Here is a 12,935-nt window from a genome sequence, read left to right as displayed (position 1 = left end):
TCTCGACAGACGTCCTACTCGCGGCTTTGGTTCCACGCAAGATAACAAATCGCTAATCTGTTGCCAAAAAGTCGCAGTTGAGCCCCGAATGCAACGAAAAAACCCCTCTAAATCAGCATGCCATGCGCTTTGAGCGCGGTCGTCAGCGCCTCGATCGCCGCCCGCGCCTGGGAATCGACCGTCGCTCCACCCACCGGCTGGGCGACCGCGCCAGGTTCGACCCACGCGCCGTCCGCGAATCGCAGCCACGCCCCGTCCCGCGACCGCACGACCCGCATCCCGGGCCGAGGCTCGGCGAAGCGCCAGCCGCCGGCCGTCCATACCGCCAGCGCCGCCTCGCGCCCCGCCCACGCGCCGCTCGCCGGGGCACCGACGATCCAGCATTGTCCCGCATCCGGCGCCGCCGGCGGCGCGGCGAGCGGCCCATCCTCGACGCTCGCCTGCAGCAGCGCGTCGATCAGTACGAGCGCCTCGTTATGCGTGATCTCCTTCTGCGCCTGCGCCTGTACGAGCAGGGGCAGCGCGAACCGCGCGGTGACGGGCAGGTCGGTCATGCCGAATATCCTTTCTATTTAAGAGTTAGAAGAAGCGGTGCCGACGACAGAGCATCGCCGATCTGACGGATCGCGATCAGGCTGCCGGGTGCCAGCGCGGCCGCATCCGCCGCCGTCAGGCGCAGCGTCGGAACCTCCAGGTCCCACGGCCCGATCCCGGCCACCGCCGGCTCGATTGAAGCGCGATACAACTCGCGAGTCTCGCCGAGCGGCAGGTCGACATGGTCGCGCCAGCCGCCATCGGCCCGGCTCCGCCGCGCCCAGCCGATGACCAGTCCGCCTTCCCCATCGGGCCGGACCCGGCCATGCACTGGCGCAAGCGGGCGCAGTGCGCGCAGGCCCGCCGGGACGGGCAGGTCGGAAAGGCTCGTGTCGTTCCACGCCGCCCATTGCAGGCGCGCGCCGCCGCCCGCCACCCACTCGCCATGGTCGGCCGGGATCGGCAGCAGCGCGGGATCGTCGAGCAGCAGGAAGGGCGTTCCCGCCGCATGCGCCACCGCGCTTTCGGTGCCCGCGCGGCCGCGCAGCATCCGCGTCAGCCGCCATCGCCCAGGCGCGAGCGGTTCGGCCCCGCCGAACTGCACCAGTTCGTCGCCGACCATCGCGCGATTCGCCCCGCCGAGCAGCATCGCGTCGCTCACCGCCTCCAGTTCCATCGCCGGATCGATCAGCGCGACGATCGCCGCGCCCGCATCGTCGAACAGCAGCGCGCCGCCCGGCGCCAGCGGCTCCGCCAGCACGCCCAGCGCTGCCGCCGGGCGCAGCGTGCCCAGCGGCATCGGCGCGGCATCGGGCATCGGCACGAACCAGGTGTCGGCACCGCGCCACCCCGCATTGCTTCCTGCGCCCGCGATCACGACCTGCGGCGCGGTCGCCGCCGCCGGGCCCAGATTCGGCAGGTCGAAGGCGCGGACCAGCGCCGTCGCTTCCGGCCAGTCGGGTGCGCGCACCGGCGCGCCGGAATCGGCGGGCAGCATGTCGAGGTCGAGCGGCTGGTGCCGCCGCAGTTCGACTTCGACCTGCGTATCGCGAACCGTCCGCGCGGCAATCCGCCATCGGCTGCCGTCGCCCGCGATCGCCACCGCCCCCACCGGCAGCGCGAGCGCCGCCAGGTCCATTCGCCAGACGCAGCTTTCACGCCCGTCGGCGGCGGCCGCAGCCAGCCGCTGCGCCAGCGCCCGGGCGGCCGCGGCGGACAGGACGGCGGGCAGATCGATCCGCTGCTCCGCCGCGCCGCCACCCGCCACCGAGCCGGTCTGCTGGCCGAGCTGATAATCGCGCTCGCGATCGTAATGGCGCAGGCGAATGGTTCCCGGCACATCGGCCAGCGGCGCGCGGCGGCGCTCGACCCGGTCGCGTGCCGCCTCTTCGCGGCGCGCTTCGCGGAAATCGGCCAGCGGCACCGGCGCGCGCGCGCCGTCCGCGGGCGCCAGCCGCCAGCCGCCGGGGTCGCTGGCCAGCCGCACCGCATCGGCATCGAACAAGGGCGCCAGCGCCTCGCGCAACCGGTCGCCGGACGCCGCATAGCCCACGAAGCGCGTCCCGCCCAGGCAGCGCCCCGCTTCGCCGAACAGCGTATCGCCGACCAGCCCGGCGTCGATGGCCCCGACATCGGCCTCGACCTCGAAGGTCAGCGACGGGATGCGATTGCCGAAGGCGCCGAGTTCCAGCTCCTCGAACACGGCATAGGCGATGCCGCGAAAGCCGCTGACCGAAGCCGGACCGAGCGCCGAGGCGATCAGCGGATCGGCGGGCTGGTCCTCGCCGCCGTCATACCAGCGAAAGGTGCAGCCTGCTGAAAGCCGCCGCTCGCCCCGCGCAGCAGATTACCGTCGGCCCAGATGCGCCGGATGGCGCGGATCGGCCGCGACGACAGCGCCACCGCCAGCGACACGGCATAGCTATATTCGGTGACCGACGCCCGCCCCTTGCCGCCGCCGCGCTTGCTGCGCCGCTCGATCAGGTCGGTCGCCCAGATCACGCTGCCCGCGACGCGCATCGTCCCGAACAGCTGCGGTATCTGCTGGCCATAGGTCGATGCCTGCACCTTCAGGTCGGCGAGGCGTGGCCCCTCGCGGCCCTTGGGGCGAAAGATCGCCGCGTCGGCCTGCTGCCCGATCGCCGCGCCGATCGCGGCGCCGACCGGGCCGCCCACGATCCCGCCGACCACCGTCAGCACCAGCGTTGCCATGTCCGTCCCTCCTCAATCCAGCCGCCATCGCGACGCCGTCCGCGCCGCATCGTCCAGCGGCGTCTCGACCACACGCCGCAGCCCGGCATGCGCGTGAACCATCGTTTCGCCGCCCAGCAGCCCCAGATGAAATTGCTGCGCGGGCAGCGCGATCACCGCGACATCGCCCATCGCGACGCGGCCTTCATCGCGCGCGAACCCCGCCGCCCGCAGCGCCGCGACGATCCGCGCATCGCTCCACCCGCGCAGCGGATAGGCGCGCGGCCGCGGCAGCCGCCGCCCCGCCGCGGCATAGGCCGCCCATACCAGCCCGACGCAGTCGAGCCCGGTCGCGGGGTCGCACCCCTGCGGCCGGAACCGCGCGCCGATCATCCCCCGCGCCGCCGCAAGGGCGCGCGCGCCGATCTCATCCACCGGGGTATCGCGTCAGCAGGTCGTTGCCCGGCAGATGCGCCTCGCCGCGAAAGTTGACTGCATTGGCAAAGCGGTCGCGGCAGGTCGAAAGCTGCTTGTCGCACCCTTCGGTCAGCCGCACCCGCACCGGCAGGTCCAGAGGCACGCCCGGCGTTTCCGCCAGCATCAGCACCGCGCCGTCGGCGGCGATCACCGGGCTCGCCAGCCCGCAGGCCGCCCCTTCCATCCAGACGAGTTCGCCAAAGGCCATCGCCCCGCCCCCCACCGCCGCATCGAGCGTCACCGACCGCCCGGCGACAGCGACGACGCGGCGCCGGTGCGTCCGCGGCGCCAAATCGACCCGGCACGCCCGGTCGCCGAGCGACGCGCGGCACGAAGGAGAGGTCGCGGGGCACGCCGGCCGGTCGAGCAGCCGGGTCACCCCCTGCAACTCGGCCGAAAAGGCGGCGCCGCGCCGCTCGATCGCACCCAGCATCCCGCGCGCCACCGTCACCGGCGCCGCCTCGGGATGCTCCCAGTCGGTCACGAACAGCCGCAACGCCGCGCCGTCCCAGCGCCCGGCGTCGAGGTCGTCCGCCGCGATCGCGTCGCTCGCCACCGCGCCTTGCAGGTCGAGCGTCTCGGCATCGAGGCTGTCGCGCGTCTCGATCGCTGACGGTTTCATTCCCGGCGCGGCCCGATAGAGCAGCCCGCCGACGAACAGGTCGCGGTCGTGCGAGGTCAGCCCGATCGTCACCCCGTCGCGTCGCGACAGGCGCCAGCACCAGGCGAGCGTCGCGACTTCGGCGCGCAGCCACGCGGGCGCCCCCGTCATCGCGCCGAAATCATCGTCCGCGCTCACCATCGCACTCACCATGGCGCACGCACCTCGATCAGCGGCACGCTCGCCACTTCACCCGCAAGGAAAGTCGCGCGGCTGACCTCCAGCCGATCCTCGGCGAAACGCACCGGCACGTCGAACAGAAAGCCCGCGCGCACCGCCGCGCCATCCGCCGGCGCGGCGTCGAACGCAATCTCGCCATCGCCCGTCAAGGCAAAGGCTGCCGTCTCGACCCCGCCCACCGACGCGCGGACGCTGCCCGCGACCGGCAGCCGGATCGCGCGCGCTTGCGCCGCCTCGCCACTGCCATAGCGCTTGACGAGCGCGAACTGCCGCCGCGCCCCGTCGCCGATGCCCAGCCATTGGTCGGCAAAGCCCGGCGGCCCGCCGTCCGCCGCCGAGCTGTGATCGAACGGATCGCGGAAACGAAAGCCGCGCGCCGCGCCGCGCCGGGCGCGGAAGAAATCGGCGAGCCGCCGCACATCCGCCTCCGACCGGATTCCCGGCCCCGCGTCGTAGCGCATCCGCGCATCGGCCCATTCGCTCGCGCGCTGCTCGTGCCCGGAGGGCGAAGCGACGATCTGGGTGGAGAATTCGGTCGCGACCATCGCCTCGCGCCCGATCGCGAGCGGAAAATCCACCGCGTCGAAAGCCTGCATCTCTTCCTCCCCGTCAAAGGCCACGAAACCGTCGCGCGCGGCCTGCGGCAGCGCCCAGACGAAGGCGCGCGTCACCCCGGCGCGGCGCGCCCGCGCCGCCGCCTCGGCGATCGCGCGCCATTGCCCGCGATCCTCGCCGCGCAGCACGAAGCCCGCGAAATAATGCTGATCCGCGACGGGATAGCCGAGCCGCGCGACCATCGCGGCGCGCGCCGCATCGGTCTCGGCCCCGCGCCCGCCCGTCACCCAGTCGTAATCCTCGAGTTGCAGCACGTCGAACGCCGGCGCCGCCCAGCCCATGGGTACATTGGCGCGCCGCAATTCGGGCGCCGCCGGGTCGAGTACCGTCGGCAGATAGACGAGCAGATGGCTCGTGAAGGGCGCCGCCCCCGCCTCGTCGCGCGCCGCCGCGACGAGCGCGGCGGTCGATCCCGCCAATATCGCGCCCAGCGCGTCGAGCATCGCGCGCTGCCCGCTGTCCAGCGCGCCGCGCACATCGGGAATCGCGACGCTCGCCGCGCCCAGCATCGCCGTCGTCGCGGCATCATAGGCGCAGAGCCGCCCGTCCGCCGCGACCCACCACCACGGCTCGCCGACCTGGAACTTCACCGGCAGGCCCGCGTCGCGCCCGATCGCCGCGAACGCCCGCGCGACGAGTTGCAGCCACCCCATCGCCTCGGTATGCGCGGGCGACAGCAGGGTCGACGGCGGCTCCCACCCGGTCAGCGCCGGCGCGCCGTCGGCGTCGCGCTGCTTCCAGCCCTCGGGGCAATAGGCGTCGAACAATTCGTAGGAGAGCGACCAGACCAGCCCCAGCCCCGCGCCCGCACAGGCGCTCGCCAGCGCCCGGTGCCACGCCGCGGCGGGCGCGTTCAGCACCCCGCCCGCCGCCTGCACGCGATAGCCGCCGCCCTCGGCCGCCAGCCGCATATAATGGCTCATCCCGACATAATGGACGACGTCGCCGCGATAGCCGAGCTGCTCCACCTGCCGCACCACCCGCGCCGGGGTCAGGTGATAGCAGTCGTCATAGCCGTTCGCGATCCCCAGCCGCTGTTCGGGCAGCACCGCGTCGCCGATCGCCAGCACCGACCCCGATCCCGAACAGGCGATGTCGCTCACCTCGACCCAGCCCTGCGCCGGCGCCGCAAGCGCGCCCGCGCCGCCGTCATAGCCCGGCGCGACCAGCGAGACGAACAATCGGTCGACGTCGCCCGCCCACACCGGGTCGCTTTCCCCCGGCAACAGAAAGCCGCCGGTCAGCGCGTCGAAATCGAGCGTCACCACCGCATCCTCGGCGCTGCCCTCGGCATAGTTCCACAGCCGCACATACCAGGCGCGCGGGTTGCCCGCCGCGTCACGCCCCTCGATCGTCAGCGTCGGCCCGTGCAGCGCGTCGAGCGGCTTCACCCCACCCGATCGCCAGCGGAACCGCAGCCGCACGTGCCGGAAATCGCGCCGCGTCTCATAGGCGAGCAGCGGGTGGTCCCAGCGGTCTTCCGCCTCCCAGATCAGCCCGGCCAGGTCCGCCTTGTCGTAAAAGACCGCCTCGACGCGCAGCGCCGTCGGCGCGGTCGTCACCACGCTCGCCATCATCGGCCGCGCGAAATCGACGGTCCAGAATCGCGGGTCGAAACGCTTGATCCAGCCCCTGCGGTGATGCGGCTCGGCCGCGACGAGCGCCCAGCCCATCAGCCTTCGCCTTCCGCCACCGCGCGCCGCACCGCGCGCGCCAGCTGCCGCCCGGTCTGCGCTAGCCGCCCCGGCTCGCTCCCCGCCGCTCCGCGCACGTTCACCGTGATCGCGATATTGCGCACCGCCGCGCCCGCCGCGGGCTCGATGCGCCCGCTCGCGCCCGGCACGAACAGCTCCGGCCCACGCTCGCCGACGCGATAGGCACGCCCCGCGCTCACCGGTCCGCCGGTCGCGCGGCCCGGCGCGCCGAGCAGCCCGAGCGCCAGGCTCTGCCCGACCGCGAGCAGCCCCCCGCCGCCGCGCGCCGCGCCCAGCACCGTGCCGACCCCGCCCGACACCGCCGCGCGCGCGATGTCGGCCATCACCGATAGCGCCAGCCGCTTCAGATCCTCGAACCCCAGCTTGCCCGACACCACCGCCCGGCCCAGCGCGCGCTCGATCCCGCGCGCGCCCGCATCGGCGGCATCGGCCAGCGGCGCGCCCAGTTCGGCGCGCAGCGCCGCCATGTCGCGGCGAAAGGCGCCGGTGTCGGCGCGCACCGCGACGACCATCTCATCGATCTCGTCATCCATCGGGATATTGCTCCATCATCGCCGCCAGCGCCGCGCGATCGACGCCGTCCGCGCCATCGTCTGTCGCCCAGCCCGCCAGCACCGCCGCCACATCGGCCGGCGTCGCCGCCCAGAACTCCCCCGGCCGCCACCCGCTCAGCCGCGCCATCACACCCGACAATCGCATCGCGCCCTCACCGAAACGCCCCTCCCGCTCGCGGGAGGGGCAGCGAGGCTTGGCGGCTTGCCGGCCAGCCGTAGCGGGGTGGGCAGCCTTCTCCGTCACCGATCACCGCCCCTGCAAGATCTGCCCCAGCAGCATCCGCAGCGCGGGCGTCACCGCCGCCAGCCCCTGCGCGACCACCGCTTCGCCGACCGTCTCGCGCGTCAGCTCCGCCGGCCGGTCGCGCACGCAATGCCAGAACAGCCCGGCCAGCTCGCCCAGCGCCAGCCGCCCGTCGGCGGCGCGCTCGACCAGCGCGAACAGCGGCCCCAGCTCGGCCTCCGCCGCAACCAGCGCGCCGAAGCTCGGGCGCAGCACATGCGCGGTGCCGCCGATCCGCAGCACCGCCTCGCCGCGCAGCGGGTTCGCGACCGCGCTCACAGGCTGACCACCGCGCCGCTCGACTCGAGCGCCAGCACATATTGGCGCTCGCCATTGTAATCGCCGGCATAATCGAGCCGCGTCACCAGGAAGCGCCCGCGCAGCCGCTCGCCGCTTTCGAAGCTCAGCTCATAATCGTCGATCGTGCCCGCCAGCGCATGGCCGCGCAGCCGCACCTCGGCCGCCGACCCGGTGAACAGGCCCGCCGCGCTCACCGAAACCGACCGTACCCCCGCGCCCGACAGCAACTCGCGCCAGCCGCCCGAATCCTTGGTCGTGACGTTCACCGCCTCGCCGTTCACCGACAATTGCGTCGTGCGCAGCCCGGCGACGGTGCCGAAGGCGGGCGGCGTCGCGCCATCGCCGACCTTCAGCAGAAAAGCGCTCCCATTTTCGATCCCCATGGTTTAATTCTCCTTCGCAAATCATCTGCAAACGGGGAGTCGCAGGATGTTGATCACAAGCTTGCTCCTGGCCTTGGCGGCACCATCGCCCACCGCCGCGGTCGACACGTCGCGCGCCGCCTTCACCAAATGCCTGCGCGACCACCTCAAGAAGTCGCTCGAGGGCAAGATGGGCGACGCCGAATATGAAATGGCGATCAAGGGTGCCTGCACCGCGGAGCGCACCGCCTTTCGTCAGGCGGTGATCGCGCTCGACCGCGCGAGCGGCGATTCGGAGGCCGACGCCACCGAGAATGCCGACATGCAGATCGACGATTATCACGTGAACTTCATCGAGAAGTTCAAGGATTATTCCTCGACCAACACCCTCCCCGGCGATTCCTGATCGCCCCTGTCCCGGTCGTCCCTGAGCGAAGCGTTCCCGTGTCCCCGCAAAGGCGGGGACCCAGAGCGGCATGACGCCGAAGCGGGTCACGCCTCCTCCCGCACCCCCGCCAGGCACCGGCACCGCACGACCAGATCGTGCCGCCAGCCGCCCTCGCGCCGGAACGCCAGCCGGCTGCGCAGCGCCCTGACCGCGACGACCGTCCAGCCGCCCGCCGGGCCGCGCAGCGCGCCCGCCGCCGCCTCCATCCGCGCCGCCGCCCCGCCCGCGTCGGCCGGCAACCCGGCACCGGTCAGGCTCAGCGTCAGCCGCACCTCGCACCCGGGCCGGTCCTTCGTCCCCCAGTCTCGGCCCTCGGCAGCGCCGACCGAGACATAGGGCGCGCTCGCGCGCGGCGGCACGCCGTCGAACACGCCGTGCACCAGCCCGGCCAGCGCGTCGTCCGCGCCCAGCACCGTCAGCGCCTTCGCGCGCACCGCCTGTTCCGCGCCCGTCATCATGCGCCTCCCAGCGTGCGCCGCCGCCACGGCTGCCACAGCGCCGCGATCATCGCCGGCGGCGTCTCGTCCGCACCGTCGCGCGCGGCGTGGAGGTGCTGGATCATGCGCAGCAGGCCCTGGCGGATCGCCTCGGGCACCGCATTGGGGCCCGCGGCCATGCCGGCGCGGAACGCAATGCGCGCATATCCGGCATCGCCGGCGGCGTGGATCGCCACCCGTGCCGACCCGTCGCGCGCGATCGTCACGCGGTAGCGGTCGGCGCCCAGCACCGTTTCCGCGCCATCGGGCCGCAGCAGCGTCACCGCATCGACAGCGACGACCGGCCGCGCGGCAAGCCGCAGGGCGCCGCCGCGCAGGACAAGGCTTTCCTCGCCCGCGCGCACGATCAGCCACTGGCCGACAAAGGCCTCGCAGATGCTCGCCGCGGCACGGACCAGCCCGGCGACGACCGCATCGTCGATCGTCGCCCCCATCCGCAGCCAGCCGCGCGCCTCGTCCAGGCTCACCGGGACCTCGCCCGGCAACAGGCTCTCCACCATCATCGTTCCTCCACCCGCACCGCCATCGACCGCTCCTCGACCTGGCCATCGGTCATCGTCACCCGGTTGGTGACGCGATAGACGCGCCCGGCGATCCCGCCCGCCAGCGTCACGGTCGCGCGCGCCAGGCCGTGCGTCATCGCCGCCACCGCGACCCCCTCGGACTCGTCGGGCCACACCGTCCAGTCGCTCGCCGCCACCGCCTGCCCGGCGGGACAGGCCGCCGCCCAGTCGAATTCGAAGTCGATCCGCGTCCCCGGATCCTTCACCATCATCGCCATCGTCGATCCTTTCCGGTCAGCGTCCGGCCACCGCGATCCGGCGCGCCGGATCGGGCGCCAGGCGAACGCGCGCGCGCGGCGGCGCCGCCCGGTCGGGACCGCGCCACTCGATCGCGAGGACGCGGCCGCTGGCGTCGCCGATCGCACGCGAACCCAGCGCCGCGCCGCCGGTCATGCCGCCGCCTCCAGCGCCGCGAGCCGCGCCTCCTGCGCCGCGATCAGGAACAGCGCGAGCTGGTCGGGGCGGATGCCGAACCGCTCGCCCGCCGCGCGGACGATCCGTCCCTCGGCGTCGCGCTCCTCCGCCCAGCGGTCCCAGCACAGAAAGGCATGGCGGCTGGTCGGATCGGCCCCGATGCCGACCGGATCGGCCAGCCCTTCGTCGGCCATGATCGCCCACACCGCCTGCGCCCGCACCCCGAAATGCAGCCGCGCGCCGTCCTCGCCCTTTTCGGCGACCGCGTCGTTCCATTGATAAAATCCGAGTTCGGCCGCGATGCGCTTCGCCGCCGCCATCTCGGCCGGGGACGGCGCGCCGCGCCAGGTCTTGTCCCGCGCATCCGACGTGTTGATGGCGCCGGTCCCGGCATAGACGACGGACCAGCGGTGGGCAGCAGCCCCCAGCGGTTGGCCATTGTCCGCGCCGGGGGACACGATGCCGCTCTGAAGGACGCGGAGATGCACATTGCCCCCGGTGACGATCCACGCGCCGCCATGGCCCGCCAGGATAGCGTGGGGGTTGCTCTCGCTGGCGGGTTTTGCCCATTTCAGGCCATAGACAGGGACTCTCACGCCGTCGATGGTCGCCGGATAGAACTCCGAATATCCCAGCAGGGCGCCCGCTGTATCGGTTGACATGGGGAGCAATATGTTGCCGTTTGCAATCGTCAATTTTTCGGCTGGCGCGTCCGTTCCGATACCGAGGCTACCTGCGGCGGTCAGCCGCATCCTTTCGCTCGTGTCCGTGATGAAGCGGATGCTCCCGCCCCACCCGGGCGAACGTCCGACCGAGATGTTCAGCTCGCCCGTCGATCCGCGAGCGGTGAACGACGCATCGTGCGCGCCGTTGGTGACGATCTCGATCCCGCCCATCTGCTCCGAAGCGGCGGGCGCGATCCGCATCCTCGGCGATCCGCCGGCCAGTTCCAGCAGTTGTGCCGGACTGGCGGCGCCGATGCCGACACGGCCGTCCGCGCCGCGCCGGACGAGCGCGGCGAGCGGCAGGTTCACCCACCCCGCGCCGCGCCGCACGGTCAGCAGGTCGTCATCCGCGCCGGTCGCCGCCGCGGGGTGCGCCGTCGACAGCGGCTGCTTCGCGGCGATCGCGGCGGCCAGGGCGTCGTCGGCCGCATCCAGCGCCGCGACCGCCGTGTCGTGCGCCGCGAACCAGCCGGCGCCGACGGTCAGCGCCAATGTCTTCAGTCCCGGCGCGAAATCGACGCGGCCGCCCCCGTCCGAAGAAGCGGCGACCGCCTCGCGCACCAGCCGGCCGGCGGTGTCGAGGCGGCCGGTGCCGACCTCCCACTCGCCGGACTGCGCGATGCCCGCGATGGCATAGTGGAACTCGGTATCGGCGGGCACCGCGTCCGCGAAGCGGCGGTGTCCGGGCACCGCGCCGGTCGGCGTCAGCGGGCCGGTGCCGCCCTCGTGGCACAGCTCGCGCACCAGGTCGGCGAAAAAGGGGGTCGGCATGGCAGCGCCATCCTTTCCATTCTGGGAAGATGTCAGGTTGCGCCCGGCCCCGCCCCGAAAGGGTTGGAGGGCAGGAACCGGGCGCCCCTCGCGCGCGCGCCGATCAGCTCGCGGCGAATTTCATCAGCTTGATGGCGTTCGAATCGATGATCGCGCCGCCGACCCGCTTGGTTGCATAGAAATGCACGAAGGGCTTGTTGCTGAAGGGATCGCGCAGGATATGCGTCTCGCCACGGTCGGCGATCAGATAGCCGGCGCGGAAATTGCCGAAGGCGATCGACAGGCTGTTCGCCGCGACGTCGGGCATGTCCTCGGCCTCGACGACCGGATAGCCGAGCAGGCTCGCCGCCTGGCCCTCGACCAGCCCCGGCTGCCACAGGAAGGCGCCGTCGGTGGTCTTGAACTTGCGGATGCGCGCCAGCGTGTCCGAATTCATCACCCAGCAGGCGCCGCCGCGATAGGGCGCGCGCAGGCTGTGGACCAGTTCGACCAGCTTGTCCTGCGGGTTCGACGCCGCAAAGCCGCCCGCCGCGCCGGAGGCGACGAACTGCAGCGTCCCGAACGCCCGCGCGCTGTCCGCCTCGTTCGTCGCCGCGTAGGACAGGAAGCCCTTGGGCCGGTTCGTCCCGTTGCCGGACACGAAGGCCGCACCCTCGGCGACCGCGAACTCACGCGCGATCTCGTCGGCCAGCCAGTCCTCGACATTGAACATCGCATCGTCGAGCATCGCCTGGCTCGCCGCCGGATTGGCGTAAAGCTCGCCCGACGGCGGCGCGATCTCGGCGAAGCTGCGCGTCCCGGTCCCGGGCCGCGCGTCGGTTTCGCCGACCCATCCCGCGCCGGTCGATCCGGTCGCGATCAGCTTGCGATAGCCGCTCGTCCCCGTCTGCACGACCGTCGCGATGCCGCGGATCGGCGACAGCGATTTCAGCGTCGCCGCGATCGCCCCGTCGATCTCGCGCGGCACGGCATAGCCGCCCTCGCCGCCCGACGCCCCCGACAGGCTCTTCATCCCGGTCCCCGCGTCGATCCCGCGCCGCAGATAGCGGTCGACGAAGGCGTCGCGCGCCGGATCGGCCGCCTTCGCCCCGTCGAGCGGCAGCCGCGCCGCCGCGACCGCCTGCGCGTCGACCTGCGCCTTGAGCGCCGCGACCGACGCCTTCAACTCGTCGACCGCTTCCGCCGCCAGCACCGCATCGAACGCTCCCTCGAGCGCGTCCGCCTTCATCTCCATCTCGTCCATGCGTTTCACTCCTTCCATGAATCCACCGCGATCACCCGCGCCAGCGGCTGCATCGGCTGCGCGACGAGGCTGATCTCGGCCAGGTCGAGCGCCAGCAGTTCGCGCGGGTTCGCGCCCCGCGCGCCGCGCACCCGATATCCGAACGACAGCCCGGTCAGCGCCCCGCGCGCGACCAGCGCCGCCGCGGTCGGGTGCGTCACCCTCGCGACGACGCGCAGCCCGCGCGCATCCTCCGCCAGCATCTCGATCGTGCCGACGAGCGCGCCCGGCCGGTGCTGCCACAGTAGCGGCACCGCGCGCCCCGCGCGCAGGCTCGCCGCGAAGGCCCCGGCGCGCACCACGTCACCGCCGCGGTCGACGCGGTCGAACACCGACGCATAGCCCGCGAACCGTATCCCCCCCT

General features: G+C 72.9%; 18 protein-coding genes. 1 reads left to right on the top strand and 17 read right to left on the bottom strand.

The features are described from left to right. Positions 1-107 precede the first annotated feature (107 nt). From AC2S9W_RS05995 to AC2S9W_RS05950, 10 genes are all read right to left on the bottom strand, one after another. A complete protein-coding gene (locus tag AC2S9W_RS05995; RefSeq protein WP_486571732.1) occupies positions 108-554 on the bottom strand; it encodes a DUF2793 domain-containing protein in 447 nt (148 codons plus the stop codon). Between the two features lie 14 nt (positions 555-568). Further along, a complete protein-coding gene (locus AC2S9W_RS05990; protein ID WP_486571731.1) occupies positions 569-2,236 on the bottom strand; it encodes a phage tail protein in 1,668 nt (555 codons plus the stop codon). A 56-nt stretch (positions 2,237-2,292) separates the two neighbouring features. After that, complete coding sequence (locus AC2S9W_RS05985) at positions 2,293-2,745, bottom strand: hypothetical protein (protein WP_486571730.1); 453 nt, start codon at positions 2,743-2,745, stop codon at positions 2,293-2,295. Between the two features lie 12 nt (positions 2,746-2,757). Continuing rightward, positions 2,758-3,159 (bottom strand): NlpC/P60 family protein, encoded by a 402-nt coding sequence (locus AC2S9W_RS05980; protein ID WP_234002549.1) that lies wholly within the window; start codon positions 3,157-3,159, stop codon positions 2,758-2,760. Then, a complete protein-coding gene (locus tag AC2S9W_RS05975; protein ID WP_486571729.1) occupies positions 3,152-4,015 on the bottom strand; it encodes a DUF2163 domain-containing protein in 864 nt (287 codons plus the stop codon). The genes AC2S9W_RS05980 and AC2S9W_RS05975 overlap by 8 nt, the downstream gene beginning before the upstream one ends. After that, positions 4,009-6,330, bottom strand: a complete 2,322-nt coding sequence (locus AC2S9W_RS05970) for a phage distal tail protein, Rcc01695 family (protein WP_486571728.1) — start codon at positions 6,328-6,330, stop codon at positions 4,009-4,011. Before AC2S9W_RS05970 ends, AC2S9W_RS05975 begins: the two co-directional genes overlap by 7 nt. Further along, on the bottom strand, positions 6,330-6,905 hold the full coding sequence (locus tag AC2S9W_RS05965) for a tail tape measure protein (RefSeq protein ID WP_076073771.1): 576 nt from the start codon (positions 6,903-6,905) through the stop codon (positions 6,330-6,332). Before AC2S9W_RS05965 ends, AC2S9W_RS05970 begins: the two co-directional genes overlap by 1 nt. After that, a complete protein-coding gene (locus AC2S9W_RS05960; protein WP_104959299.1) occupies positions 6,898-7,071 on the bottom strand; it encodes a phage tail assembly chaperone in 174 nt (57 codons plus the stop codon). Before AC2S9W_RS05960 ends, AC2S9W_RS05965 begins: the two co-directional genes overlap by 8 nt. A gap of 102 nt (positions 7,072-7,173) precedes the next feature. After that, positions 7,174-7,488, bottom strand: coding sequence for a gene transfer agent family protein (locus AC2S9W_RS05955; RefSeq protein ID WP_076073770.1), 315 nt, complete (start codon positions 7,486-7,488; stop codon positions 7,174-7,176). Further along, positions 7,485-7,892, bottom strand: coding sequence for a phage tail tube protein (locus AC2S9W_RS05950; RefSeq protein WP_067112902.1), 408 nt, complete (start codon positions 7,890-7,892; stop codon positions 7,485-7,487). The genes AC2S9W_RS05955 and AC2S9W_RS05950 overlap by 4 nt, the downstream gene beginning before the upstream one ends. A 46-nt stretch (positions 7,893-7,938) precedes the next feature. Between AC2S9W_RS05950 and AC2S9W_RS05945 the strand changes: the two genes are divergently transcribed. Continuing rightward, the gene (locus tag AC2S9W_RS05945) at positions 7,939-8,277 is read left to right on the top strand and encodes a hypothetical protein (protein WP_067112904.1); all 339 of its coding nucleotides are present in this window, start codon (positions 7,939-7,941) and stop codon (positions 8,275-8,277) included. Between the two features lie 86 nt (positions 8,278-8,363). On the opposite strand, the gene gp17 is transcribed toward AC2S9W_RS05945, so the two are convergent. The 7 genes from gp17 to AC2S9W_RS05910 form a co-directional block, all read right to left on the bottom strand. Further along, a complete protein-coding gene (gene gp17, locus AC2S9W_RS05940; RefSeq protein ID WP_076073768.1) occupies positions 8,364-8,774 on the bottom strand; it encodes a tail completion protein gp17 in 411 nt (136 codons plus the stop codon). Continuing rightward, positions 8,774-9,319, bottom strand: coding sequence for a head-tail connector protein (locus tag AC2S9W_RS05935; protein WP_076073767.1), 546 nt, complete (start codon positions 9,317-9,319; stop codon positions 8,774-8,776). Before AC2S9W_RS05935 ends, gp17 begins: the two co-directional genes overlap by 1 nt. After that, positions 9,316-9,597, bottom strand: coding sequence for a phage fiber-tail adaptor protein (locus AC2S9W_RS05930; RefSeq protein WP_076073764.1), 282 nt, complete (start codon positions 9,595-9,597; stop codon positions 9,316-9,318). Before AC2S9W_RS05930 ends, AC2S9W_RS05935 begins: the two co-directional genes overlap by 4 nt. 16 nt (positions 9,598-9,613) lie before the next feature. Then, the gene (locus tag AC2S9W_RS05925) at positions 9,614-9,772 is read right to left on the bottom strand and encodes a hypothetical protein (protein ID WP_156483119.1); all 159 of its coding nucleotides are present in this window, start codon (positions 9,770-9,772) and stop codon (positions 9,614-9,616) included. Continuing rightward, positions 9,769-11,289 (bottom strand): tail fiber domain-containing protein, encoded by a 1,521-nt coding sequence (locus AC2S9W_RS05920; protein WP_104959298.1) that lies wholly within the window; start codon positions 11,287-11,289, stop codon positions 9,769-9,771. The genes AC2S9W_RS05925 and AC2S9W_RS05920 overlap by 4 nt, the downstream gene beginning before the upstream one ends. A gap of 103 nt (positions 11,290-11,392) precedes the next feature. Then, positions 11,393-12,532, bottom strand: a complete 1,140-nt coding sequence (locus AC2S9W_RS05915) for a phage major capsid protein (protein WP_083674967.1) — start codon at positions 12,530-12,532, stop codon at positions 11,393-11,395. Between the two features lie 5 nt (positions 12,533-12,537). Continuing rightward, positions 12,538-12,927 (bottom strand): HK97 family phage prohead protease, encoded by a 390-nt coding sequence (locus AC2S9W_RS05910; RefSeq protein ID WP_076077496.1) that lies wholly within the window; start codon positions 12,925-12,927, stop codon positions 12,538-12,540. Positions 12,928-12,935 lie beyond the last annotated feature (8 nt).

It is taken from the genome of Sphingopyxis sp. 550B, assembly GCF_057401805.1.
This window is presented reverse-complemented; position numbering and strand designations above follow the sequence as displayed.

Excerpts from the sequence above, each read along its gene's own strand:
- AC2S9W_RS05975 (WP_486571729.1), bottom strand. The coding sequence starts at position 4,015 with ATGGTGAGTGCGATGGTGAGCGCGGACGATGATTTCGGCGCGATGACG.
- AC2S9W_RS05915 (WP_083674967.1), bottom strand. The coding sequence starts at position 12,532 with ATGGACGAGATGGAGATGAAGGCGGACGCGCTCGAGGGAGCGTTCGAT.
- gp17 (WP_076073768.1), bottom strand. The coding sequence starts at position 8,774 with ATGACGGGCGCGGAACAGGCGGTGCGCGCGAAGGCGCTGACGGTGCTG.
- AC2S9W_RS05930 (WP_076073764.1), bottom strand. The coding sequence starts at position 9,597 with ATGGCGATGATGGTGAAGGATCCGGGGACGCGGATCGACTTCGAATTC.
- AC2S9W_RS05970 (WP_486571728.1), bottom strand. The coding sequence starts at position 6,330 with ATGGGCTGGGCGCTCGTCGCGGCCGAGCCGCATCACCGCAGGGGCTGG.
- AC2S9W_RS05965 (WP_076073771.1), bottom strand. The coding sequence starts at position 6,905 with ATGGATGACGAGATCGATGAGATGGTCGTCGCGGTGCGCGCCGACACC.
- AC2S9W_RS05950 (WP_067112902.1), bottom strand. The coding sequence starts at position 7,892 with ATGGGGATCGAAAATGGGAGCGCTTTTCTGCTGAAGGTCGGCGATGGC.
- AC2S9W_RS05985 (WP_486571730.1), bottom strand. The coding sequence starts at position 2,745 with ATGGCAACGCTGGTGCTGACGGTGGTCGGCGGGATCGTGGGCGGCCCG.
- AC2S9W_RS05920 (WP_104959298.1), bottom strand. The coding sequence starts at position 11,289 with ATGCCGACCCCCTTTTTCGCCGACCTGGTGCGCGAGCTGTGCCACGAG.
- AC2S9W_RS05945 (WP_067112904.1), top strand. The coding sequence starts at position 7,939 with ATGTTGATCACAAGCTTGCTCCTGGCCTTGGCGGCACCATCGCCCACC.
- AC2S9W_RS05935 (WP_076073767.1), bottom strand. The coding sequence starts at position 9,319 with ATGATGGTGGAGAGCCTGTTGCCGGGCGAGGTCCCGGTGAGCCTGGAC.
- AC2S9W_RS05960 (WP_104959299.1), bottom strand. The coding sequence starts at position 7,071 with ATGCGATTGTCGGGTGTGATGGCGCGGCTGAGCGGGTGGCGGCCGGGG.
- AC2S9W_RS05925 (WP_156483119.1), bottom strand. The coding sequence starts at position 9,772 with ATGACCGGCGGCGCGGCGCTGGGTTCGCGTGCGATCGGCGACGCCAGC.
- AC2S9W_RS05995 (WP_486571732.1), bottom strand. The coding sequence starts at position 554 with ATGACCGACCTGCCCGTCACCGCGCGGTTCGCGCTGCCCCTGCTCGTA.